The sequence below is a fragment of the Nocardia vermiculata NBRC 100427 genome, from assembly GCF_001613265.1.
Lineage (GTDB): Bacteria > Actinomycetota > Actinomycetes > Mycobacteriales > Mycobacteriaceae > Nocardia > Nocardia vermiculata.
In genome coordinates, this window is record NZ_BDCA01000004.1 from 132,782 (window position 1) to 154,607 (window position 21,826).

Sequence of the window (21,826 nt, forward strand, 5' to 3'; positions counted from 1 at the left end):
ACAGTTGACATGACCGAACGTCTCGGTCACACTGCTCTTTATAGAGAGCACCGCTCTCAAAGGTATGGGAGCCGATATGCGTGAACTGTGGACCTGGACAAATCTCACTCTGCTCTTCGTCCTGGAACTGATGGCGTTCACGGCACTGGGAGTGTGGGGCTGGAAATTCTTCGACGTCACCGCGGTCAAGGCGATCGCGGCCGTCGGGGTGCCCCTGGTGGCGGTGGTGGCCTGGGGGCTGTTCGCGGCACCCAGGGCTACCTTCGATATTCCGGCATTGGCCCTGGTCACGAAGGTGGCGGTGTTCGGTGGGGCCGCGGTCGGGCTGTGGGCGGTCGGATGGCGCACGGCCGCCGTGGTTTTCGCTGTCGTCCTGATCGCTAACCTGCTGGCAATCAGGGTCGGTCAGCTGCAGCCGTAGGGCGAATCGGCGCGCGGGTGGCCCGGAAATGGTGGATGGCCCGCGCAACTCCGTGGGCCGTCCTGGTGTGGATCAGCGGTGGGTGCCGACCTACCCGGCGGGGCGTCCGCGCAGTATGAAGCGCTGCACCTTGCCGCTGGGTGTCTTGGGCAACTGGTCGACGAAGTGCACCGAACGTGGGAAGGCGTGCGCGGCGAATTTCTCCTTCACCCAGCGCTGCAGTTCGCCCACGAGTTCGTCGTTGCCTTCGACGCCCGCGCGCAGCACCACGAAGGCCTCGAGTACCTCGCCGCGGATCTCGTCGGGCATACCGACCACCGCCGACTCCGTGACTGCCGGATGGGTGGCCAGCACCGATTCCACATCGAACGGCCCGATCCGGTAGCCGGCCATGATGATCACATCGTCGTCGCGGGAGGAGAAGTAGTAGTACCCGTCCTCGTCGACGGATCCGGCATCGCCGGTGAGGTACCAGCGTCCGTCCGGTGAGAAGCGTTCGGCGGTCTTCTCCGGGGCCTGGTGGTAGCCGCTGAACCACATCAGCGGGCTGGCCTGGGCGTCGATCGCCACCCGGCCCATGGTGCCCGCAGGAACCGGGTCGAAGCCGTCGTCGGCGAGGACCGCCGCCGACCAGCCGGGCAACGGACGCCCCATCGACCCTGGACGTAGCGGGCTGCGCACCGCGTCGTGCCAGGCGTTCACGATGACCATGCCGTGTTCGGTCTGTCCGTAGTGGTCGCGTACCTCGGTGCCGAAAACCTCCTTCGCCCAGCCGATCACCTCGGGGGTGAGCGGTTCACCGGCCGAGGAGGCGCGGCGCAGGCGCAGTCCGCCGGGCGCGGCCTCGGGCTGGGCGCGCATCGCGCGGTAGACGGTCGGGGCGGCCGCGAAATTGGTGACGCCGAAGGTCTGCAGCACCGCGAAGCTGAGTTCCGGGGAGAACCCGGCATGCAGGATCAGGCTGCGCCGGCGCGCGGCGAGGGGCCCGAGGATCGCGTAGTAGAGCCCGTACGCCCAGCCCGGATCGGCGGCGTTCCAGAACACGTCGTCGGCGGTGACGTCGAGGCCGAGCTCCACGTAGGAGCGGAATGCGGCCAGCGCGCGGATCGGCACCGGAACACCCTTCGGCGCTCCGGTGGTACCGGAGGTGAAGATCATGACCAGGGGTGCGTCGCCACCGCGGACGGCTGCCGCGAATCCGGGCTGCTGCGCGTCGAGCAGAGCACTCAGCGCGAGATCGTCCGGTTGCTGCGGAGTACCCGCGACCACCACGATCGCATCCGACTCTTCGATCTTGGACCGTTGATTCTCGTCGGTTACGACGACTTTCGCCGCGCTGGCGGTGAGCCGCAACTCGATCGCCGGCCAGGCGAATGCGGTGAACAGTGGGACGTGGGCCGCGCCCAGGCGCCAGATCGACAGCAGGGTGACGATCAGATCCTCGGACTTGCCCATCAGGGTGGCGACCGCATCTCCCGGCTCGACGCCGAGTGCGGCCAGTGCCGCCGCGCCCTGCTCGGACCGGCGCCGCAGTTGTGCGTAGGTCAGGTCCGTCGACGACAGGTCCGGATCGATGATCGTGAACGCGATCGCGTCCGGATCATGCCGGTCGCAGAGCAATTCGGCGGCACAGGCCTGTGGTGAGCCGTACTGCTCGACCAGGTCGCCGACGTATTCGGCGGAGATGCGGATGTCGGACATGTGCCGCCTTTCGCGAGTGGGGACCGTAGCTCAGCCTGCGAGGTGGCGGCTGATGACGAGGCGCTGAATCTGATTGGTGCCCTCGAAGATCTGGGTGATCTTGGCTTCGCGCATGTACCGCTCCACCCGGAAATCACGGGTGTAGCCGTACCCGCCGAAGACCTGGACCGCATCGGTGGTGACCTTCATCGCGGCATCGGTGGCAACGAGTTTGGCGACCGAGGCGTTGCGCGAATACGGCAGCCCGGCATCGCGGCGGCGGGCGGCGTCCAGATAGGTGGCCCGGGCGGAATCCACCGCGGCGGCCATATCGGCGAGCACGAAACCGAGCCCCTGATGGTCGATGATCTTGCGGCCGAACGCGGTTCGTTCCTTGGCGTAGGCCACGGCCTCGTCCAGGGCGGCCTGGGCCAGGCCGGTGGCGACCGCGGCGATGCCGAGCCGGCCGGAATCCAGTGCGCTGAACGCGATCTGCAGGCCCTGGCCTTCGGTGCCGATCCGGCGTTCTTCCGGGACGAAGGCGTCGTCGTAGTGCGCGGAGGTGGTGGGCACGGCGTGCAGGCCCATCTTCTCCTCCGGTTTGCCGAAGCCGAGGCCCTCGGTGTCGCGTGGGACCAAAAAGCAGGAGATGCCTTTGGACCCCTCGCCGGTGCGGGCGAACAGATTGTAGAAATCGGCGATGCCGCCGTGGGTGATCCACGCCTTGGTGCCGTTGATCCGGTAGCCGCCCTCGGTGGCAGTGGCCCGGCAGGTGAGGGCAGCGGCGTCGGAGCCGGCCTGCGGTTCGGACAGGCTGTAGGCGCCGACCGTATCGCCACCGAGCATCTCGGGCAGCCACCGCTGTTTCTGTTCCTCGGTGCCGAACACCATCAGCGGGTGGCAGGCCAGGCTGTGCACGCTGACCGCGACCGCGACCGCCGCCCAGCGGGACGCGATTTCCTCCAGCACCTGCAGGTAGACCTCGTAGGGCTGACCGCCGCCGCCCCATTCCTCCGGATAGGGCAGACCCAGGAGGCCGGCCGCACCGAGGGGGGAGAACACCCCGTCGGGGTAGGTCTCGTCCTTTTCGTGCCGGTCGACGATCGGCGCCAGCGTCTTGTCGGCGACATCGCGTGTGAGCTGGATGAGATCGCGTGCCTCGTCGGTAGGCAGGAGTCGGTCGACGGCCACTGGAATCTCCTCGAAGCGATACGAACAGCAGTACTGGATATTCGGTCACGGTACTGTTTGGTAGTCGGTACTGCAAGAGGTCCCGCAGTATCATTCGTCGTATGGAGACTCGGGCCGCCTTCGCGACAGCACGCCGCACCGAACTGTTCGACGCCCTGCTCGAGCTGTTCCTGGACGAGGGATTCGCACACCTGACACTCGATGCGATCGCCGCCCGCCTCAAATGCTCCAAATCGACCCTGTACACCCTGGCCGGAAGTAAGGAGCAGTTGGTCACCGCCGCGACCGTGCACTTCTTCAAGCGCGCCACCGACCGGGTGGAGACCACCGTGGCCCAGGTGGCCGAGCCGCGGGACCGGATCGCGGCCTATCTGACCGCGGTCGAGGCGGCGCTGGCGGTGGCCTCCGACCGTTTCATGGCCGATCTCGACGCCTTCGCTCCCGCGCGGGCGGTGTACGAACGCAACACCCGTATCGCCGCACACCGGGTGCAGGAACTGATCACCGAGGGCGTTACGAGCGGCGACTTCCGCCGGGTCCACGCCGGCTTCACCGCCGACCTGGTCGCGACCATGATGGTCCGCATTCAGCAGGGCGGGGTGCGTGCGGCCACGGGGCTGGACGACGCCGGCGCCTACCGGGAACTGGCGTCGATCCTCACCGCGGCCGTCAGCGCCTGACTCAGGGGACGACTTCGAAGACGTCGCCCGGTTCGACATAGTCGTAGAAGGCCTTCGCGCCGTCGGGAGTCATCCGGATGCAGCCGTGCGACTGCTCCTCGATCGGCCCGATATGGGTGGCGATATCACCGTTGAAGAACACCGCCCAGCGCATTTCGGCGTTGTGCATGGTGCTCCAGTGGTACGGCTTCTTGAACGCCACGTGGAAGACCCCGGGTGGGGTCTCGTAGCCGGGACGGCCGTGCGAGATGCGAGTGGGGCCGTAGACGGCGCGCCCGTTGTCCATCAGCCAGCCCTCGTTGGTCGACAGGCGCAGGCAGGCCCGGGCGGCGGCCGAGCACGGCGCCTCGACCAGGACAGGAGGCGGAGTGGGGGTGAGCTGCGGGATCCCTGGGATGTCGGGACCACCGGGCCAGACCGGATCGGCGCCCGCGGGCACCGTGGTGGCGAATCCGGCGGCCGCGATCGCCGTCGCGGCCGCCGCTCGGACCGTCCATCGGATGATGCTCGTGCGATTCATCTGGTTCCACCTCTCTGCATGCGCGCATTCGTCGACAAGCTGGGGCGGCACCGTATGCGATCTGTGGTGACGATCACAGTGCTTTGTTCATCATTGTGAACCGGGGAGGCGGCCGATGGGGATGAGGACTCGCAATGGAGCCGATCCGAGATCAGAGATCGGGGAGTCCCAGCTGCAGGTTGGCTGCCACCAGGCCACCGTCGATCTCCAGCAGCTTCCCGGTGAGGTAGCTCCCGGCCGGTGAGCACAGGTAGACGATGCCGGCGGCGATATCGGTCGGATCGCCGAGCCGGTGTAGCGGGGTGTCGGCCTCCATTTTCGCCTTCACCTCCGGATTCTGCGCCACCACCTCGAGTGACGAGGTGAGCACCGAACCGACCGCGATGCCGTTGACCCGCACCCGCGGCGACAAATCGGCCGCGGCCAACCGGGTCCAATGAGCGAGGGCGGCCTTGGCGGTTCCGTAGGCGAGGAAGCCACGTTCGGAGGTGCGGCCGATCATCGAGGAGATGTTGACGACCGAACCGCCTTCACCTTCGAGCATGTGTGGCACCGCCGCGCGGGTCAGCGCGTGAGCGGTGGAAACGTTGAACCGGAAGGCTTCCTCCAAGAATTTCGGTGAGGTGTCCAGAAAGGGCTTCGGCATCGTGCCGCCGACATTGTTGACCACGATGTCGACGCGCCCCAGCTCGGCGGCCGCGGTATCGGCCAGCCCTGCCACCGCGTCCAGATCCGACAGATCGGCGGCCACGGTGACCGCGCGACGACCCGTCGCGCGGATCTCGTCGGCGACGGTGTCGAGCTGTGATTGGGTGCGTGCCGAGATCACCACATCGGCACCGGCCTCGGCCAGGGCCACGGCGGTTGCGGCGCCGAGGCCGCGCCCGGCGCCCGTGACGACGGCAACCTGACCGTCGAGGCGGAATTTGTCCAGAATCATGCGAAGTCCTCTCCTAGGGGCCCTTCGCAGTGTTAAGAACATACTCTTAACTGTCAAGCGTTACTTCTCAAAAGCCTGGTAGGCCCTATGGTGCTCAGGGTGGAAGCGATAACTGCCCGGGAACGATTGATGGTGGCGGCCGAGCGGCTGATCGCCGAACGCGGCTATCTGGTGCCGCTGCGCGAGATCGCGGCCGCCGCCGGGCAGCGCAACAACTCCGCGATCCCGTACCACTTCGGCTCCCGTGACGGCCTGGTCGAAGCCGTGGTGCAGCAGCGTCTGGCCGCACTCGAGGTGCGGCGGCTGGAATTGCTGGCGCAGCGGCCGGACGGGCTGGTGGACGAAGTGCACGGCCTGCTCGAGGCATTGGTGTTCCCCATGTTCGAACTCAGTGCGAGCAATGAGACCTGTTGTTACGCGCGCTTTCTCGAACAGATTCGGAACCATCCCGCAGTATCGGACGTGACCAACCTGGACAGTGCCGAGCGCACCTCGGTGCGGGTGATCGTGAACGGACTGGACCGCGCACTGCACGACCTCGAACCCCGATTGCGACACCGTCGCCTGCGTAGCCTGACGACCGTGCTGTCCGCCCTGGTGGCCGATCACGAACGGGCGGTGGAAGCCGGCCGGCTCGCAGCCGACGACCGAGATGCGTGGGCCGAGGTCGTGGACATGCTCGCCGGAACCCTCACTGCGCCGGTCACCGGCCGTTCCGGCAATGCGGACGGCGACCGGTCCACCGCGGCGGCACGAGGTCCGCAGGATTCGGCCGATCTGGCGTGAGCGCGGCGGAGCCGATTACCGTGAGAGTCGTGGATATCGCGGAGCGGACCGCCGGAATCGGGTGGCGTACGGCCGGGCCGCCGCTGCTGGTCGCCGGTGGCTTCCTCGGTGCGGCGGTGTTGCTGCACTTCCGCGATCCGCATTCGGCGGGGTCCTACGGACTGTGTCCCTTCTACGAGCTGACCGGTTGGTGGTGCCCGGGCTGTGGCGGCCTGCGCGCGATGCACAACCTCACCCAGGGACACCTGCTGGATGCCGTGCACAGCAATGTGTTTCTGCTACCACTGCTGGTCGTGCTGGCACTGTGGTGGGGGAAATGGGCACTCGGACGCTGGCGCGGCCGGCCCGGCGCCGCCTTCCCGTTCACGTTGCGTGGCAACGCCCAGTGGGTGTTGATCGGTGGATTGGTGCTGTTCACCGTGGTCCGCAATATGCCGTTCGGCACCTGGTTGACTCCGGTCTAGCCGGGCATGCTGAAGGTATGACCCAATCGGATATCGCTGATTCGCTGAAAGCTCGGGTACGCGAGAAGATGCTGCGGCAGTTGCACGAGGACGGTAGGCCCGACCCGGAACAGGACGACCCGCGTCAAATTTCGATCGAGAAGGACCTCGAGGCCTTGTCCGCCGTCTGTGACGGCGACCCGCTGGTAGAGGAACTTGCCACTCGCTATCTGGTGCCCTGAGACGAAACCTGTTGTCACTCAGTCCAAACCGACGGGCCGATGATAATTTCCGTTGTAGTACAGCAGTGGATTCGGCGCCGTGCCACCGGTATCGTCGTGCACCCGGGTCACCAGCCCCACCACCAGCGTGTGATCTCCGATCGGGATCAGGCTGTGCACGGTGGCTCGCACCCAGATCGGGGTGCCGTGCAGCACCGGCTCACCGGAGTCGAGGGTCGACCACAGTTCCGGATCGGCGAAACGTTCGGAGGCGGCGCGGGAAAACCGCTGGGCCAGATGCTGCTGATGCTCGCCGAGAAAATGCACCACGATCGAATCGGCCGCGGTCATCGCGTCGATGGACGAGGACGTGTGCGCGATATTGAACGAGATCAGAGGCGGATCCGCCGACAGCGACGCGAAGGATGTGGCGGTGAAGCCCACCGGACGCTCGGGTCTGCTGAGAGTGACAATGGTCACCCCGGCGGGGTAGTGCCGCATGGCCGATCGATACTGTGCTGCGGTGACGCCGTCGTGCGCGGAGCCGGAATCGCCCACCGCGGTGTCGGGTCGCTGGGAACTGCTCACGAATCCAACCTACGTCCTGTGCCTGTCCGAATATTCCGGACCGTCGTCCAAGAGTCGTAGACCAGCCCCGATACGCTGACCGCATGAGTGATTGGAAGGCTTTTACCGTCGAGCGCAACGGTCGCGTCGCGCGCGTGACGCTGACCGGGCCCGGCAAGGGCAATGCGATGGGCCCGGATTTCTGGAGCGAGTTGCCGCAGGTCTTCAACGAACTGGATGCCGATACCGAGATCCGCGCGATCGTCCTCACCGGATCCGGCAAGAACTTCTCCTTCGGGCTCGACCTGCCCGCGATGAGCCCGACCTTCGGGCCGCTGCTGGGGGAGAAGGCGCTCGCCGCGCCGCGTACCGATTTCATGTACGAGATCCGTGCCATGCAGGACGCGGTCACCGCGGTCGCCGGCTGCCGCAAGCCGGTGATCGCCGCGGTCTCCGGCTGGTGTGTGGGTGGCGGACTCGATCTCATCGCCGCCGCCGATATCCGGCTGGCCAGCGCCGAGGCCACCTTCAGCCTGCGTGAGGCCAAGGTCGCCATCGTCGCCGATATGGGTTCGCTGCACCGGTTGCCGGCCATCATCGGCGAGGGACACCTGCGTGAGCTGGCCTTCACCGGTAAGGACATCGACGCCGCGCGGGCCGAGAAGATCGGCCTGCTCAACGATGTGTACCCGGACCAGGACGCGGTGCTCGCCGCCGCGGACGCACTGGCCGGCGAGATCGCCGACAACCCGCCGCTGGTCGTGCAGGGTGTCAAGGATGTGCTGGATCAGCCGCAGGCCGCCAAGGTGGCCGACGGACTGCGCTACGTCGCAGCCTGGAATGCGGCCTTCCTGCCCTCGGAGGACCTCACCGAGGCGATTCAGGCCGTCTTCGAGAAGCGTAAGCCCGAGTTCGGGGGCAAGTAGCACGCCCGATTCCGGGTAGGCGACAGACCGCCTGCGACGGCGCTCGCCGGAAAACGCGAGCGCCGTCGGCCGGCGCATCGATCAGTGCCCGCCCTGCTCCTGCAGACGCTTGACGGCCTCGTCGGCCAGCTGCTCGGCCTTGGCGCGGTCGCCCCAGCCCTCGACCTTGACCCACTTGCCGGGCTCGAGATCCTTGTAGTGCTCGAAGAAGTGCTCGATCGCCTTGCGGTCGAACTCCGGGATGTCGTTCACGTCGTTGATGTGATTCCAGCGCTTGTCGCCCGCCGGAACCGCCACGACCTTCTCGTCGCCGCCGGCCTCGTCGCTCATGATCAGCACGCCGACCGGGCGGGCCTCCACGATCACGCCGGGGAACACCGACTCCGGCAGCAGCACCAGGCAGTCCAGCGGATCGCCGTCGGAGCCCAGGGTGTTCTCGATGTAGCCGTAGTCGGCCGGGTAGACCATCGGGGTGTAGAGGTAGCGGTCCAGCCGGACCCGTCCCGTCTTGTGGTCGACCTCGTACTTGTTGCGCTGACCCTTGGGGATCTCGATGGTTACATCGAACTCCACGTCGTCTCCTTCGTCTGATGCGTATGCGTCGGTGCGGTAAGGCCGGCTCGTCGGGCAGGGTGCGCCGACTTGCCGTCTCGTTCGGGGGAACGCCGGCGAGGTGAGGATAGTGTGGTCGATGCGCGCATGGGTGCGGCAGGGAGTGTCCGCCTCACACGGGTGAATAGGGAGAGCGCTGTCACGTGGTAGGTCGAGGTAGGCAGAACATCGGTGGGCTGGCCACTCGCCGACGCCGCACAATGTGGATTGCGGTGCTGGTGGTCGTGGTTGTCGCGGTGGTGGTGTGCACCGTCGCGGCGGTGACGCTCAAGCCGTGGACCGAGGAATTCCGGCACGGCGGTCTGACGATCGCCGCGCCGCCGAATGGGGTGAAGCCCTTCCCGCAGCTCACCCCGGCGACACCGAGCGCTCCCGAGCCGACCCCCGAAGGGATGGCGCGGGCCTTGGCCCAGGTCGCCACCAGCCCGGATCTGGGCAAGTTCGGGGCCTCGATCTCCGACCCCGATACCGGGAAGACGCTGTGGAGCGCCGAAGCGAACACCCCGATGATCCCCGCCTCCACGATGAAGATCCTGACCGGTGCGGCGGCACTGCTGGTGCTGCCGCCCGAACACCGGGTCACCACGAAGGTGGTGTCCGGTTCGGTTCCGGGGGAGGTGGTGCTGGTCGGCGGTGGCGACCCGACGCTGACCGCACAGGCCGACGGCAAGGGGTACTACCCGGACGGACCGAAACTGTCCGATCTGGTGGAACAGGTCCGTGCTTCCGGCCACCCGGTGAACTCCGTGGTGGTCGACACCTCGCTGTATTCGGGCCCGGCCTGGCCGGTCGGCTGGGATCCGGTGGATATTGCGGGCGGTTCCTGGGCACCGATCGAGCCGGTGATGATCGACGGTGGCCGGCTGGATCCGTTGCTCGACTATTCGCCGCGGACCCCGACCCCGGCCCTGGATGCGGGCCGTCGGCTCGCGATGGATCTGGGTGCCGACCCGGCGACCGTGCGGGTGGCCGCGGCGCCGCCCGGGGCCACCGAGCTCGCCCATGTCGACTCCGCTGAGCTCCGAGACCGGCTGCGGTACATGATGATTCATTCCGACGATGTGCTGGCCGAGGCGATCGGCCGCGAAATCGCCGCCGCGACCGGTGCGGAACAGTCGTTCGCCGGGGCGGCGTCGGCCACATTGACCGCCTTGCGCGCGGCCGGTTTCGACACCACCGGTGTCACCCAGATCGACAACAGCGGGCTGTCCACCGACGACCGGGTCACGGCGGCGCTACTGGATCGGATCCTGGCCGAGGCGGCCTCCCCGGCGCTGCGGAATACGCCGACCCCCCGGAGCGCCACCCCACCGTCGGTGGTGAATACCGGTGAGAGCGCCGAGACCGCCTCGCCGCTGGCGCCGCTGCTGGACACCCTGCCGGTCGCCGGAGGCACCGGGACGCTCCTGCCGCCGCGGTTCGCCGACGGTGGACCGCACCGGTCCGGAGCCGGCTGGGTGCGCGCCAAGACCGGAACTCTCTCGGTCTCGAGCGCGTTGGCTGGATATGTGTTGGATCGCGACGGCCGGGTCATGACCTTCGCGCTGATGTCGAACGACCGGCCTCCGGAGGCCAGCCGTCCGGCGTTGGACGCCGTCGCCACCGCACTACGCAACTGTGGATGCTCCTGACGGGTGGGACGACGATGACCGAAAGCTCCGAGTCCGCGGAGGCCAAGCCCTCGCTGCTGTCCGGGACGGTCGACTGGGAACTGGCGGCACGAGCCGGTAGCGCCGTGGTCCGGCCCGGTCCCCGCACCACGAGCTACTCCGCGGCACAGGTCGTCGAGGAACTCGCGGTGGCATCGGTCCGGGCGGAGGGCCCGGTCCGGGAGGTGAGCCTGCTCCTCGACGACCGGCCCGTCCCGCAGGCCACGATCGTCGACCGCCGCGGCTGGATTCACGCCGCCGCCTCCTCCATGGCCGAGCTGACCGGCACCGAAGGTGCGGACCACGGCCGTTTCGCCGGAAAACCCGCCGGTGTGCAGGCCGGCGCGATGCTGGCCTTCCTGTCCACCGCGATCCTCGGCCAGTACGACCCGTTCAGCGGCCCGGACGGGACCTTGCTGCTGGTCGCCCCGAACATCATGGGTGTGGAACGGGCACTGGGTGTGGTGCCCGCCGATTTCCGGTTGTGGGTCTGCCTGCACGAGGTGACCCACCGGGTGCAGTTCTCCTCGGCGCCGTGGCTGGCCGACTACATGAAGCAGAACGTGGACACGCTCGGTGCGGCCGGGGACGAGCCGTTCAACGAGGTGATCACCCGGCTCGCGGGTGAGATCCGTCGCCGGCGCGACGCGGGGCGGAGCGACGACCCGGCCGACCAGGGCGTGCTCGGTCTGCTGCGCGCTACCCAGCCGCCGGATCAGCGTGCGGCGCTGGACCGGCTGCTGATGCTGGGGACGCTGCTCGAGGGGCACGCCGACCACGTGATGGACGCTGTCGGCCCCGCCGTCGTTCCGACCGTGGCCCAGATCCGCTCGGCCTTCGATCAACGCCGCCGGCGTCCCGCCAATCCGATCCAGCGGTTGCTGCGCGCACTGCTCGGGGTGGACGCCAAGGTCGCGCAGTACGTACGCGGTAAGGCCTTCGTCGACGAGGTCGTCGCAACGGTCGGGATGGAACGGTTCAACACGATCTGGTCCGGACCCGACACCCTGCCGCGCCCCGAGGAGATCGGCAGCCCGCAACAATGGATCGCCCGAGTTCTGGGGTGACACCGCCGCGCACCACCGAGCAGCAGCTGCCGGGGACGCGGCCGGGTCCCGAGGCATCCACCGATCGGCGATGCGACACCGCTGCACGCCCGCAGCGCCCCCGGCTCCCGGAAACCGAGGCCGCGCTGACCATGCGGCAGGCCGTGCGCGGATGGCTACAGCGCTACCGTCCGGACGGTCCGGTCGCGGTCGCGCTGTCCGGCGGCGCGGATTCCCTGGCATTGACAGCGGCGGCGGTGGTCGAGGCCGAGGCCGTCGATGCGCTGATCGTCGACCACGGCCTGCAGGAAGGGTCGGCGGCGGTGGCGACCGAGGCCGCGGCGCTGGCACGTCGGCTGGGATGTCGTTCGGCCCGGATCAGCCGGGTATCGGTGCACGGGCCGGGCGGGATGGAGGCGGCTGCGCGCCGCGCCCGCTACGACGCGCTGAATCGGATGCGCGACGGTGTCCCGGTGTTGTTCGGCCATACCCTCGACGATCAGGCCGAAACGGTGCTGCTGGGTTTGGCCCGCGGGTCCGGTCAGCGTTCCCTGCAGGGAATGGCGGAGTTCGCCGAACCGTGGGGGCGTCCGTTGCTGGGCGTACGCCGCGAGGCCACACGCGCGCTCTGTGCCGATCTCGGGCTGCGACCGCACGAGGATCCGCACAACAGCGCACCGGAATTCACTCGGGTGCGGGTGCGTACCGAGGTACTGCCGCTGTTGGAGCAGGTGCTGGGCGGCGGTGCGGCACCGGCGCTGGCGCGCACCGCGGCGCAGTTGCGTGAGGACGGCGAGGTACTGGATGCGATTGCCGGTAAGTTGCTGACTGATGCGCGTGCCGGTTCGGGGCTGTCGGTGGAGATCCTCGCCACGGCACCGGCAGCGATCCGGCGCCGCGCGATTCGGACATGGCTCACCGAGGGGGGTGCAAAATCGTTGACGCACAAGCAGTTACGCGCCATCGAGGCTTTGGTCACCGATTGGCGTGGCCAGGGCGGCGTGGCGGTCGGCGGGGGAATGCCGGGGATCAGGTTGGTTGCCGGGCGCGAACGTGGCACTCTGACATTGGCGTTTGCACGATAACGACCCGAAGGGAAGCCGGCACAGGTGTACGGGGACGATATAGCGTCGGTGCTGATCACCGAGGAGCAGATTCAAGCCAAGGTGGACGAGCTGGCAGCACTGATCGCCAAGCGCTATCCCGCCGGTGCGCCCGAGGGGGACTTGCTGCTCGTCGGCGTTCTCAAAGGGGCGATTTTCTTCATGACCGATCTGGCTCGGGCGTTGTCCATCCCGACTCAGATGGAGTTCATGGCGGTCTCGTCGTACGGGTCGTCCACCTCGTCGTCGGGCGTGGTGCGGATTCTCAAGGATCTGGACCGGGATATCGCCGGTCGCAATGTGCTGATCGTCGAGGACATCATCGATTCGGGGCTGACCCTGTCGTGGCTGATGCGCAATCTGTCGAGCCGTAACCCGGCGTCGCTCGAGGTGGTGACGCTGCTGCGTAAGCCCGATGCGTTGCGCGCCCAGCTGGAGGTCGCGAATGTCGGCTTCGATATTCCCAATGAATTCGTCGTCGGATACGGCCTGGACTACGCCGAGCGCTATCGCGATCTGCCCTATATCGGCACGCTTCATCCGCGCGTATACAGCGCCTGAGCTGGGCCGACGGCCGGAAATCCGACTGAATTCCGCGGGCCTGTGTCGAATATCACTGTTTGATATCTGTCCTGGGTAAATCGGGTCGGTCGACAGTTGCCGGAGGTGGGGGAGTGCGCGTTGCGTTGCGTCCGGATCGCCGCGGTGCTGCCGGCAATCCGACATCGGTGCAGGTTGCTGGTGGCGTACCGGTGTATTTCCGTTGTCAGCTGCGTTGATATCGAGTTCGCTGGGGGTTTTCCAAGGCGGTTGGTCCGGTCTGATGGCCGGGTTCTATGCTGTCGGTAACAAACCGTTCGGCTGTTTATGGCCGTCAATTCAAACTTGGCGGCCTGAAGCAGCTGGATTTCCAAGACCGATTCTGATAGCAAGGTGCTATGGACCCGCATTTGCGCGACCTGCGGTACTTCGTCGCCGTCGCTGAGGAACTGCACTTCACGAATGCCGCGCAGCGGCTTCATATCGCTCAGCCCACGCTGTCGCGGCAGATCCGTCAGCTCGAGCGCCAGCTCGACGTGGTCCTCTTCGATCGCAACCAGCGCAGTGTCGCGCTGACCGTCGCCGGTAAAGAGCTCCTCGAAGGGGCCCGCCGCATGCTGGAACTCTGGGAAGTCACCAATGTGGCGCTGCAGGAAGCCGGTGAGGTACTGCGTGTCGGTATCCAGAGCTCCATCGGCCGTGGCCTGATCGCGGAACTGGAGAGCGCCAGTGGCCATCGGCTGGCATTGCATTCGGCGTCCTGGACCGATCCGTCCAGCGGTCTCGCGGGGCGGCAGGCCGATCTGGCGCTGATGTGGCTGCCGGTACCCGATTCCGGTCGCTACCGCTGGCAGGTCCTGCGCACCGAAGCACGGTGGGTGCTGCTACCGGAAAATCACCGGCTCGCAGATCAGGAAAGTATCAACTTCGCCGATCTGATCGACGAGCCTTTCGTGGCCATGCCGGTCGAGGCGGGTACCTCGCGCGACTTCTGGCTCGGCGCCGATGCCCGCGGTGGACGCCAGGCCAAGATCGGTGGCGAGGCCGCCACCGCCGAGGAGCGGCTCGAGGCCGTGAGCCTGGGACTCGGTGTCTGCCTGCTGGCGGAGAACAATGTGCCGATGTACCGCTGGCCCGGGCTCACCGCTCGCCCCGTGGCCGGGCTGCCGCCATGCGAGCTCGCCATGGTGTGGCGCGCCGACGACGACCGCCCGACCATCCTCGAGTTCCCCAATCGTGTTGTGGCCGGCGGATTCTCGGTCGTGGAACCGGAGCAGTAGCGCCGATCAGGCCGTGCGCTGCCAGGGCTGGGTGGATTCCAGTTGAGCGGCGAGCCGCAGCAGCGTGGACTCACTGCCCGGCGGGCCGGCCAGCTGTGCGGCGACCGGAGTTCCGGTGCGCGGATGGATTCCCATCGGGACACTCATTGCGGGCCAGCCGACCAGATTCCACAGCGGCGTGAACGGGGAGAACCTCACACTGGCGGCGATATTGGCCACCCAGCCACGGGCATGCCAGTTCCGGGCGAGCGGAGCGGGGGCGGCCAGGGTCGGTGTGATCACCACATCGTGCTGATCGAAGAAGTCCAGTAACCGCGCCTCGATCCGGTCGACCTGTTCCGGGCGGACCAGGCGGGCCTTGCGCACGGCCCTGCCCACGGCGATATGGACCCGGGTCCGGCGTTGCAGCAGGTCCGGATTCGCGAACGTATTCCCTTCCCGCGCCGCGTTCGCGACCCAGCGCAACGCCAACGCCATCGTCGCGCCCTGATACGGCAGTCTCGCCGCCGCCACCTCGTGTCCGGCATCCGCGGCGAGTTGCGCGGCGGTCCGTGCCGCAGCACTCCAGTGTTTGTCCACCCGGATCAGCGGCGAGGGCGATGCCGGTGCGAATGCGATACGCAGCGGGTTGGGTGGTTGCGGATCGGCCAGAGCCGGCCGATCGGCGAGTACCGACAGCATCAGGGCAGCGTCGGCGACCGTGGTCGCGAGGACTCCGTTCTCGGTCATCCCGCCCCAGGAATCGACGCCGACCTGCGCGGGAACCACGCCGCGTCCCGGTTTCACCCCGACGACGCCGCAGCAGGCCGCGGGAATGCGTACCGAGCCGAGCCCGTCGTTCCCGTGCGCCACCGGGACCAGACCGGCTCCCACGGCCGCACCGGAGCCACCGGAGGAGCCGCCCGCGCTGTGTCGGATGTTCCACGGAGAACGAACAATTCGCTCGGGCGTGTCGGAGACACCCCACAGGCCGCCCTCGGGCATTTCGGTCAGGCCCACCACCACCGCACCAGCCGCGCGCAGGCGGCGCACCACCGGATGATCCGCGTCGGCCGGTAGCGCGGCCGTGGCATGAGAGCCACCGGCGGTGATCTCACCGGTGACATCGATATTGTTCTTCACCGCCACGGGGACCCCGGCCAGCGGCAGCGCCTCCAGATCGGCACGGTCGGCCAGGGCGTGGCTTTCGGCCCGCGCGGCGTCGGTGCGGACTGTGACGAATGCGCCGATTCGCGCATCACCGGCATGAATTCGATCCAGGGCGACATCGACCACCTGCCCCGCGGTCACCACGCCGTCCCGGACCGCGGCCGCGATCGAGGTCGCGGTCCGCAGCGTGATCGGGTCGGTCGCCGGTTCCTGGGAGTCGGTCACGGGCGAGGGGGTGGTCTCGGCGGGGGTGTCGGCGTCCTGCCGCGCGGCGGACTCCGGTCCTGCCGCCGTGTCCGGTTGTGGCGCCGGAGCGGGCTCTCGATCGTCCGGTTCGGTGGTGGGCACCTGTCCATCGGGGACCGGATCGGTCGACTCAGGATCGGGTGATCTCGAGTTCTTCGGATCGTCAGCGTCCACTGCTACCTCCCGAGTGGCGCGCGTGACGGAGTTCGATATCGCGTCGGCTAATACGGTGCCCTCGTTGTGCATATGTCAAAGCCCCCGTCGCGTTGTGGTCGATATGGGCTATTCGAATGCTGACGCAAGTTATCACCTTCGGCGCCGCCAACCGTTGATGATCGCAAGGCGTGGCGTTCCCCGGGCGGCGCTCCGGCGGGCCTACTACTCCGTGCCGCCACGCACCCGGTCCTCGTAGGCCTTGCGGGAGGCGGAGTCCACATCGCCCAGGAAGGTCTGCTGTGACCCCAGCGAACGGCCGATCGCATCGCCGACCGACTGCGGCAGCAGCCCCACCACCTGTGCAATGGCCCCGGCGAGCGCGGTGACACGCACCTTCGCTTTCGGCTCCACCACCAGTTTCGCGATCGCCGCGGCGATCTGCTCCGGCTCGGCCGCGGGCATGATCCGCGGTGCGGCAACGCCCGAACCCAGTTCGGTTTTCGTCAGTGTCGGCAACACCGAGGAGAACGACACTCCGGTCCCGCGGTACTCCTCGCGCAACGTATCGGTGAAGCCGAGCACCGCATGTTTGGTGGCGTTATAGGTGGCCAGGCCCGGGATATGGCTCTCACCCGCGAGGGAGGCGATATTGACGACGTGGCCGCTGCGCCGGGGCAGCATCCGCGCCAGCGCCAGCTTGGAGCCGAGGATCACACCGTAGACGTTGATATCGATGATGCGGCGGGTGAGCGCGTCGGATTCGTCGACGACCCGGCCGGTGGGCATGATGCCGGCATTGTTGATCAGGACGTCGACGGGCCCGACCTCACGCTCCACATCGTCGAGGAATGTGCTGAACGACTGCTGGTCGGTGACATCCAGCCGTCCGTAGTACTCGAAGTCATGGTCGGTTCCGGATTGCTTCACCGCGGTCTCGTCCACATCGCCGATGGCGATCTTCGCCCCGAACGAGCGCAATCGCAGCGCGGTCGCGAGCCCGATACCGCGGGCGCCGCCGGTGATGACGACGACCTTGCCGCGGATCCTGCGGTATTCGGTCACTTCTTACCTCCGACCATGTCGAGCACATCCTTGAACCCGAGCCGCCGAATACCGCGAGCACCGGCCGCGCGCATGGCGGCCAGGGCGAACCCGAGCTTGGTGGTGTTGTAGGGGAACCACATCAGCTCTTTTTCCTGCGTCGGCAGGATCGGTACGGTGATGGCCTTCTTGCGGCAGTACTTGCGCACACCGTCGGCGCCGCCCCAGCGCGCGCCCACGCCGGACTGCTGCCAGCCGCCCATCGGCAGCGCGAAACTGAACATGTTGGCGAAGACATCGTTGATGTTCACCGCGCCGGCGTTCAGTTGCCGTGCGACGCGCTCGCCCCGAGCCTTGTCCGCGGTCCACACCGAGGCGGACAGGCCGTACACCGAATCGTTGGCCAGCCGGATGGCCTCATCCTCGTCGGCCACCTTCATCACCGGGATGGTCGGGCCGAAGGTCTCCTCGGTCATGCAGGTCATCGAATGGTCGGCGCCGGCCAGGACGGTCGGCTCGTAGAAGGTGCCCACTCCGGTGGGTTTGCCGCCGGTGAGGGCGGTCGCTCCCTTGGCGATCGCATCCTCGACATGACTCGACACGATGTCCCGCTGGGCATCGTTGGCCAGCGCGCCCACATCGTATTTCGGAATTCGACCGTCGGCGCCCTGGCGTAGTTCGCGCACGTGCGCGGCCAGCTTCTGCACGAATTCGTCGTAGACCGGCGCCTCGACGTAGACCCGTTCGACCGAGATGCAGACCTGGCCGGCGTTGAACAGGCCGCCGAAGGCGACGCCGTAGGCGGCACGGTCGATATCCGCGTCGGCCAGCACGATGGACGGATCCTTACCGCCGAGCTCCAGGCTGTAGGGGATGAGCCGTTCCACACAGGCTGCCGCGATCCGCTTGCCGGTCTTGGTCGACCCGGTGAACTGCACGTAGTCGACATTGTCGACCACGGCGGCACCGGTTTCCCCGGCGCCGGTGACCACGGCCAGCACCGGCGGCGCGCCGATCTCCGCCCAGCCACGCGCCAGTTCCAGCGCCGACAGCGGGGTCACCTCCGACGGCTTCAGGATGACCGCGGCCCCGGCAGCCAGCGCCGGAACGACGTCGATCACCGGCATCGCCAGCGGGAAGTTCCAGGGCGTGATCACCCCGACCACGGGATAGGGCCGGTAGGTCGTGGTGAGCTTCTTGACCCGCGCCAGCGGGCTGTGCGGGGCGGGATGCTCGTCGGCGAGGAACTTCTCGGCCCGCCGCGCGTAATAACCGGTGAGATCGACCGAGAAGCTGGGATCGATGAGCGCGTCGACGCGTGCCTTACCGGTCTCCGACTGCAGCACGTCGGCCAGATGGTCACTGTTGTCGATGAGCCAGTCCTGCAGCTTCAGTAGCCATTCCTTGCGGCCCGCGGCGCCGATCGCTTCCCATTCGGGCTGGTACAGCCGTAGTTCCCGAACCTTGGCGGCCACCGCATCGGCGGACTCGATCGGTACTGTGCCGGCCGGCTCTCCGGTCGCGGGATTGCGCACCTCGAGTTCGGTAGCTCGGGGGGCTGCGGTGGTCACTGCGGCCGGCTTCGCGGCAGCGTTTGTCTTACCTGCTGATTCCCTGCTCTTGGCCGGGGTCGCCTTCTTGGCGGCGGTCGCCTTCTTGGCCGTGCTGCCGGAAGCCTTGCGGGCCGGCGCCTTACGAGCGGGCGTTTTCCCACCGCCGGCCTCGGGCGTTTTCCCACCGCCGGCCTCGGGCGCCTTGCTGCCGCCGGACGAGGGCACCTTCCCGTTGCCGGACTCGCTGGGCGAAGGTTCGGTATTCGGCACGATCTGTTTCTCCCCACGGGCGCTGCGCTGCGAATGCTGGACGGTATGAACTACTTCACTGATCTATGATCGTGGCACAACAGCCTCCGCTGGGCTTGGCCCGATCTGTCAAGACTGAGGCCGGAAGTTGTATCCGAAGCACAAATCGGAGGTTGGATATGACCGCAACTGTGCCGGGCGTGGTGGTGCGGCAGTGGCTGGCGGATTTCGTGGCCGAGACATTGCGTTCGGATGCCCTCGAACAACTCGTCGCACGGCTCGACGCGGTCGTGCTCGAACGGGTGCCGGAACTGTCGGACCGGGATATCCGCCGGGACCTGGAGTCGAGCACCCGCGCGCACGCCCTGGCGGTACTCGGTGGTCTTACGCAGGACACGGTGAACTACGCGGTGCCCGAGCAGGCGCATGCGTTCGCGCGGACGCTGGCCCGGCGCGGATACGAGCTCCGGCTGTTGCTGCGGGTCTATCACGTCGGCCAGGAGGCGGCGCTGGATTATCTGACCGATGTGATCGAGGAGCGGCAGCTGCCCCGCCAGTTCGAACGGTCGACGCTGTTGCGGATCTTCGAACGCGCCACGCGGTGGATCAACACGTCGGTGGAGGCGCTCACCGAGACCTATATGGCCGAACGGGAGCGCGGTCTACAGGCGGCGCTGAACCGCCGTACCGAAATCGTGCGGGCCCTGCTGGCCGGGGACGAGCTCGATGCCGGACAGGCCTCGGCAGGTCTGGGGTTCCGGCTGACCCAGCGGCAGCTCGCCGCGGTGCTGTGGACCGATGACGACGCGCGGTGGACCTGGAACAACCACGACGGCGCGGAGATCGGTAGCGATGACCACCGCGCAGGTGATCGGGCCGCCGGTGGTGACGAGCTCGGTCTGCTGGAACGAGTGGTCGGTCGGCTCGCCGGGGCACTGGGCGGTGCGGGAGTCTTCACCCTGCCGGCCGGATCGTCGGCGCTGTGGGCGTGGATCGCGCTGGGGGACGAGCATGTCGATGCGGGTGTTACTTCGGATATTTCGGCCATTTCGGCGGCGGTCGCGGCACTCGTCGCGTCCGGGGTGATCACCGAGCCGGTGCGGGTGGCGCTGGGTGCGCCGGCGTCCGGGGTGGCCGGCTTCCGGCAGAGTCATCACGATGCCCTCGCTGCCCGGCAGGTCACCGAACGAGCCGCTGTCGATCTCGGCAGAGTCGTGCCCTACGAGCGGGTCGAGATGGCATATCTGGCGGGTGCGGACCCGATAGCCATGCGGGCACTGATCCGCCGTGAACTCGGTCCACTGGCCGGGCCGGAGGCGAAGTGGGCACGTCTGCGCACCACGTTGCTCGCGTATCTACGCTGTCACCGCAGTCCCGAGGGTGCGGCGGGGCGTTTGGGGGTGCACAAGAATACGGTTCGATACCGCGTCCAGCGCATCGAGGAATCGCTCGGGCGGCGCATCGACGAGTGTGGCGTGCCGCTCGAGCTCGCGCTGGAATGCGCCGAGGTCTACGGGGTGTCGCTCAGACCAGATCTTCGGCGCGACGCAGCGGCGGTTCGGCAGCCGGGGTGACCGGGTGCTCGGGTAACTCGGCCAGCAGTGCGGTCGTCGCCTCCGCCACCGAGTTCACTGCCTTGTCGAAGGCAGCCTTGGTGACATACGACAGACCGGTCAGGCCGCCCACCTTCCGCACGTACTCCTGTGCGGCAGCGAAAATTTCCTGTTCGGTAGCGCGGGGTTCGAGCCCGCGCAGCACGGTGATATTGCTACCCATGGCGCCGAGAGTAGCCCTCGTATCTTGCCTGCGTGGCCGAAGAAACGACGAATGTGAAAAATGCGTGTATCGGACCGCTGAGTAAGACCGGGCGCGAGTTGCCGGCTCGGCGGCGCCCAGCCGCGCCGACACGGTATGGGGGATAACCGGACCCGCCGATCACCGATGCGACACAATCGGACTATGGCTGCCCGCGACATGCCGACCCTGACCACTTTCCCCTATCCGGAACTGGACGAGCGCGAGGACGACCACTGGTCCGGCGCCCAGGTATCCGACGACGAATTGCGCGCACTGTCTCTCGGGGCGTTCTACTCCGCCCGCTGGGATGCGTTCCACGATGCACTGCTGCTCGGTCCCGAACGCGAGCATCCGCTGGGTGATCGCCGCGAATTGGCCATCGACACCTTGACCGGTGCCTGGGGGATCACCGACGCCACCGAGGCGATGGCGTCGATGGAACAGTTGCTCGCCGGAATGCACTCACCGCTGTATGCCCTGGTTCATCCGCTGGTGATGGCAGGGATCAACTCGCCCGAGCGGGACCGGTTCGGCGAGCGCGCCGATCGGCACCGGGCATTCCTGCGGCAGGTCGGATCGTTTCGGGGGATGGACAACCCCGAGGCGCTGGTGCGCGACTACGACATCTGGTCGCAGGCGATCAAACTCGATCTGACCGGACATCTGGTCCATCCGCTGCCCGCCGATATTCAGGCGTGGGATCTGGCCCGGGTGGTCGCGGTGGCGCGGATGGCCTTCACCGCGGGCTATCTGGAAGCCGATATCGCCTGGGAGTACGTGATGCGGGCGCTGGACCCGGCGCAGAAGCGCTATCGCAACTGGCGGCAGTTCGGTGACGCCTACCTCACCGGCTGGACCTATTGGCAGGCGTGCGAGGACCTGGCCGAACTCAAATCCGGCGGCACCGACCGCCGCCTCGAACTGGTGCGGTTGTGGATGCGTCCGACCAGCCCGTGGCGGCGGATCACGCTGCAGGGCGACTGAGCTCCCGGGCGAACGACACTCCGTCGTGAGCGCGTCCGGTCCCGGG

The 21,826-nt window shown here is 67.5% G+C and carries 23 protein-coding genes; 13 read left to right on the forward strand and 10 right to left on the reverse strand.

Features of this window, described 5'->3' with window-relative positions:
* Nucleotides 1–76 precede the first annotated feature (76 nt).
* Complete coding sequence (locus tag NV2_RS07500) at nucleotides 77–421, forward strand: YrdB family protein (protein ID WP_168436090.1); 345 nt, start codon at nucleotides 77–79, stop codon at nucleotides 419–421.
* 90 nt (nucleotides 422–511) lie between these two features.
* Here NV2_RS07500 and NV2_RS07505 read toward each other — a convergent pair whose 3' ends face one another.
* Together NV2_RS07505 and NV2_RS07510 are read right to left on the reverse strand one after the other, a co-directional pair.
* Nucleotides 512–2,122 (reverse strand): AMP-binding protein, encoded by a 1,611-nt coding sequence (locus NV2_RS07505; protein WP_067870814.1) that lies wholly within the window; start codon nucleotides 2,120–2,122, stop codon nucleotides 512–514.
* 30 nt (nucleotides 2,123–2,152) lie between these two features.
* A complete protein-coding gene (locus NV2_RS07510) occupies nucleotides 2,153–3,292 on the reverse strand; it encodes an acyl-CoA dehydrogenase family protein (protein ID WP_067870815.1) in 1,140 nt (379 codons plus the stop codon).
* Nucleotides 3,293–3,393: 101 nt separating this feature from the next.
* Here NV2_RS07510 and NV2_RS07515 point away from each other — a divergent pair, with 101 nt between their 5' ends.
* A complete protein-coding gene (locus tag NV2_RS07515; protein ID WP_067870816.1) occupies nucleotides 3,394–3,972 on the forward strand; it encodes a TetR/AcrR family transcriptional regulator in 579 nt (192 codons plus the stop codon).
* Nucleotide 3,973: 1 nt separating this feature from the next.
* Here the strand turns inward: NV2_RS07515 and NV2_RS07520 are convergent, their stop codons facing one another.
* Both NV2_RS07520 and NV2_RS07525 read right to left on the reverse strand, forming a co-directional pair.
* On the reverse strand, nucleotides 3,974–4,492 hold the full coding sequence (locus tag NV2_RS07520) for a L,D-transpeptidase (RefSeq protein ID WP_067870817.1): 519 nt from the start codon (nucleotides 4,490–4,492) through the stop codon (nucleotides 3,974–3,976).
* A gap of 151 nt (nucleotides 4,493–4,643) precedes the next feature.
* Entirely contained in the window at nucleotides 4,644–5,432 is a 789-nt protein-coding gene (locus tag NV2_RS07525; RefSeq protein ID WP_067870818.1) for an SDR family oxidoreductase, read from the reverse strand.
* A gap of 99 nt (nucleotides 5,433–5,531) precedes the next feature.
* Here NV2_RS07525 and NV2_RS07530 point away from each other — a divergent pair, with 99 nt between their 5' ends.
* From NV2_RS07530 to NV2_RS07540, 3 genes are read left to right on the forward strand one after another with little or no spacing between them, the layout of a single operon-like run.
* Nucleotides 5,532–6,218, forward strand: a complete 687-nt coding sequence (locus tag NV2_RS07530) for a TetR/AcrR family transcriptional regulator (protein ID WP_168436091.1) — start codon at nucleotides 5,532–5,534, stop codon at nucleotides 6,216–6,218.
* Between the two features lie 29 nt (nucleotides 6,219–6,247).
* Nucleotides 6,248–6,682: a DUF2752 domain-containing protein gene (locus NV2_RS07535; protein WP_067870820.1), complete on the forward strand. Its 435-nt coding sequence runs from the start codon at nucleotides 6,248–6,250 to the stop codon at nucleotides 6,680–6,682.
* A gap of 32 nt (nucleotides 6,683–6,714) precedes the next feature.
* Nucleotides 6,715–6,903, forward strand: a complete 189-nt coding sequence (locus NV2_RS07540; protein ID WP_067870912.1) for a hypothetical protein — start codon at nucleotides 6,715–6,717, stop codon at nucleotides 6,901–6,903.
* An 18-nt stretch (nucleotides 6,904–6,921) separates the two neighbouring features.
* Here NV2_RS07540 and NV2_RS07545 read toward each other — a convergent pair whose 3' ends face one another.
* Nucleotides 6,922–7,383 (reverse strand): flavin reductase family protein, encoded by a 462-nt coding sequence (locus NV2_RS07545; RefSeq protein ID WP_084474137.1) that lies wholly within the window; start codon nucleotides 7,381–7,383, stop codon nucleotides 6,922–6,924.
* Nucleotides 7,384–7,553: 170 nt separating this feature from the next.
* Here NV2_RS07545 and NV2_RS07550 point away from each other — a divergent pair, with 170 nt between their 5' ends.
* Nucleotides 7,554–8,375, forward strand: coding sequence for a crotonase/enoyl-CoA hydratase family protein (locus NV2_RS07550; protein ID WP_067870822.1), 822 nt, complete (start codon nucleotides 7,554–7,556; stop codon nucleotides 8,373–8,375).
* Between the two features lie 81 nt (nucleotides 8,376–8,456).
* Here the strand turns inward: NV2_RS07550 and ppa are convergent, their stop codons facing one another.
* Nucleotides 8,457–8,948 carry an inorganic diphosphatase gene (gene ppa, locus NV2_RS07555; RefSeq protein WP_067870823.1) on the reverse strand — a complete coding sequence of 164 codons (492 nt, stop codon included), beginning with the start codon at nucleotides 8,946–8,948 and terminating at the stop codon, nucleotides 8,457–8,459.
* A gap of 239 nt (nucleotides 8,949–9,187) precedes the next feature.
* Between ppa and NV2_RS07560 the strand changes: the two genes are divergently transcribed.
* From NV2_RS07560 to NV2_RS07580, 5 genes are all read left to right on the forward strand, one after another.
* Entirely contained in the window at nucleotides 9,188–10,618 is a 1,431-nt protein-coding gene (locus NV2_RS07560) for a D-alanyl-D-alanine carboxypeptidase/D-alanyl-D-alanine-endopeptidase (protein WP_084474091.1), read from the forward strand.
* A gap of 14 nt (nucleotides 10,619–10,632) precedes the next feature.
* Nucleotides 10,633–11,703, forward strand: a complete 1,071-nt coding sequence (locus tag NV2_RS07565) for an Rv3626c family coenzyme F420 biosynthesis-associated protein (protein ID WP_067870914.1) — start codon at nucleotides 10,633–10,635, stop codon at nucleotides 11,701–11,703.
* 131 nt (nucleotides 11,704–11,834) lie between these two features.
* The gene (tilS, locus tag NV2_RS07570) at nucleotides 11,835–12,767 is read left to right on the forward strand and encodes a tRNA lysidine(34) synthetase TilS (RefSeq protein ID WP_067870915.1); all 933 of its coding nucleotides are present in this window, start codon (nucleotides 11,835–11,837) and stop codon (nucleotides 12,765–12,767) included.
* Between the two features lie 24 nt (nucleotides 12,768–12,791).
* Nucleotides 12,792–13,346 (forward strand): hypoxanthine phosphoribosyltransferase, encoded by a 555-nt coding sequence (gene hpt / locus NV2_RS07575; RefSeq protein ID WP_067870824.1) that lies wholly within the window; start codon nucleotides 12,792–12,794, stop codon nucleotides 13,344–13,346.
* Nucleotides 13,347–13,723: 377 nt separating this feature from the next.
* Nucleotides 13,724–14,605 carry a LysR family transcriptional regulator gene (locus NV2_RS07580; RefSeq protein ID WP_067870825.1) on the forward strand — a complete coding sequence of 294 codons (882 nt, stop codon included), beginning with the start codon at nucleotides 13,724–13,726 and terminating at the stop codon, nucleotides 14,603–14,605.
* A gap of 6 nt (nucleotides 14,606–14,611) precedes the next feature.
* Here the strand turns inward: NV2_RS07580 and NV2_RS07585 are convergent, their stop codons facing one another.
* From NV2_RS07585 to NV2_RS07595, 3 genes are all read right to left on the reverse strand, one after another.
* Nucleotides 14,612–15,979, reverse strand: a complete 1,368-nt coding sequence (locus NV2_RS07585) for an amidase (RefSeq protein WP_067870916.1) — start codon at nucleotides 15,977–15,979, stop codon at nucleotides 14,612–14,614.
* A gap of 399 nt (nucleotides 15,980–16,378) precedes the next feature.
* Entirely contained in the window at nucleotides 16,379–17,218 is an 840-nt protein-coding gene (locus NV2_RS07590; RefSeq protein WP_067870826.1) for an SDR family oxidoreductase, read from the reverse strand.
* Nucleotides 17,215–18,768 carry an aldehyde dehydrogenase family protein gene (locus tag NV2_RS07595; protein WP_067870827.1) on the reverse strand — a complete coding sequence of 518 codons (1,554 nt, stop codon included), beginning with the start codon at nucleotides 18,766–18,768 and terminating at the stop codon, nucleotides 17,215–17,217. Before NV2_RS07595 ends, NV2_RS07590 begins: the two co-directional genes overlap by 4 nt.
* Before the next feature lie 410 nt (nucleotides 18,769–19,178).
* Between NV2_RS07595 and NV2_RS07605 the strand changes: the two genes are divergently transcribed.
* Complete coding sequence (locus NV2_RS07605; protein ID WP_067870829.1) at nucleotides 19,179–20,573, forward strand: PucR family transcriptional regulator; 1,395 nt, start codon at nucleotides 19,179–19,181, stop codon at nucleotides 20,571–20,573.
* On the opposite strand, the gene NV2_RS07610 is transcribed toward NV2_RS07605, so the two are convergent.
* Complete coding sequence (locus NV2_RS07610) at nucleotides 20,524–20,775, reverse strand: DUF2277 domain-containing protein (RefSeq protein ID WP_067870830.1); 252 nt, start codon at nucleotides 20,773–20,775, stop codon at nucleotides 20,524–20,526. The genes NV2_RS07605 and NV2_RS07610 overlap by 50 nt on opposite strands.
* Before the next feature lie 183 nt (nucleotides 20,776–20,958).
* Here NV2_RS07610 and NV2_RS07615 point away from each other — a divergent pair, with 183 nt between their 5' ends.
* Nucleotides 20,959–21,780: a DUF1266 domain-containing protein gene (locus NV2_RS07615; RefSeq protein WP_245662492.1), complete on the forward strand. Its 822-nt coding sequence runs from the start codon at nucleotides 20,959–20,961 to the stop codon at nucleotides 21,778–21,780.
* Nucleotides 21,781–21,826: the final 46 nt, after the last annotated feature.

Bases quoted from the DNA above. Each gene is read 5' to 3' on its own strand.
- NV2_RS07500 (WP_168436090.1), top strand. From the start codon at position 77: ATGCGTGAACTGTGGACCTGGACAAATCTCACTCTGCTCTTCGTCCTG.
- NV2_RS07505 (WP_067870814.1), bottom strand. From the start codon at position 2,122: ATGTCCGACATCCGCATCTCCGCCGAATACGTCGGCGACCTGGTCGAG.
- NV2_RS07515 (WP_067870816.1), top strand. From the start codon at position 3,394: ATGGAGACTCGGGCCGCCTTCGCGACAGCACGCCGCACCGAACTGTTC.
- NV2_RS07520 (WP_067870817.1), bottom strand. From the start codon at position 4,492: ATGAATCGCACGAGCATCATCCGATGGACGGTCCGAGCGGCGGCCGCG.
- NV2_RS07525 (WP_067870818.1), bottom strand. From the start codon at position 5,432: ATGATTCTGGACAAATTCCGCCTCGACGGTCAGGTTGCCGTCGTCACG.
- NV2_RS07545 (WP_084474137.1), bottom strand. From the start codon at position 7,383: ATGCGGCACTACCCCGCCGGGGTGACCATTGTCACTCTCAGCAGACCC.
- NV2_RS07550 (WP_067870822.1), top strand. From the start codon at position 7,554: ATGAGTGATTGGAAGGCTTTTACCGTCGAGCGCAACGGTCGCGTCGCG.
- NV2_RS07560 (WP_084474091.1), top strand. From the start codon at position 9,188: ATGTGGATTGCGGTGCTGGTGGTCGTGGTTGTCGCGGTGGTGGTGTGC.
- NV2_RS07565 (WP_067870914.1), top strand. From the start codon at position 10,633: ATGACCGAAAGCTCCGAGTCCGCGGAGGCCAAGCCCTCGCTGCTGTCC.
- tilS (WP_067870915.1), top strand. From the start codon at position 11,835: ATGCGGCAGGCCGTGCGCGGATGGCTACAGCGCTACCGTCCGGACGGT.
- NV2_RS07580 (WP_067870825.1), top strand. From the start codon at position 13,724: ATGGACCCGCATTTGCGCGACCTGCGGTACTTCGTCGCCGTCGCTGAG.
- NV2_RS07605 (WP_067870829.1), top strand. From the start codon at position 19,179: ATGACCGCAACTGTGCCGGGCGTGGTGGTGCGGCAGTGGCTGGCGGAT.
- NV2_RS07610 (WP_067870830.1), bottom strand. From the start codon at position 20,775: ATGGGTAGCAATATCACCGTGCTGCGCGGGCTCGAACCCCGCGCTACC.
- NV2_RS07615 (WP_245662492.1), top strand. From the start codon at position 20,959: ATGGCTGCCCGCGACATGCCGACCCTGACCACTTTCCCCTATCCGGAA.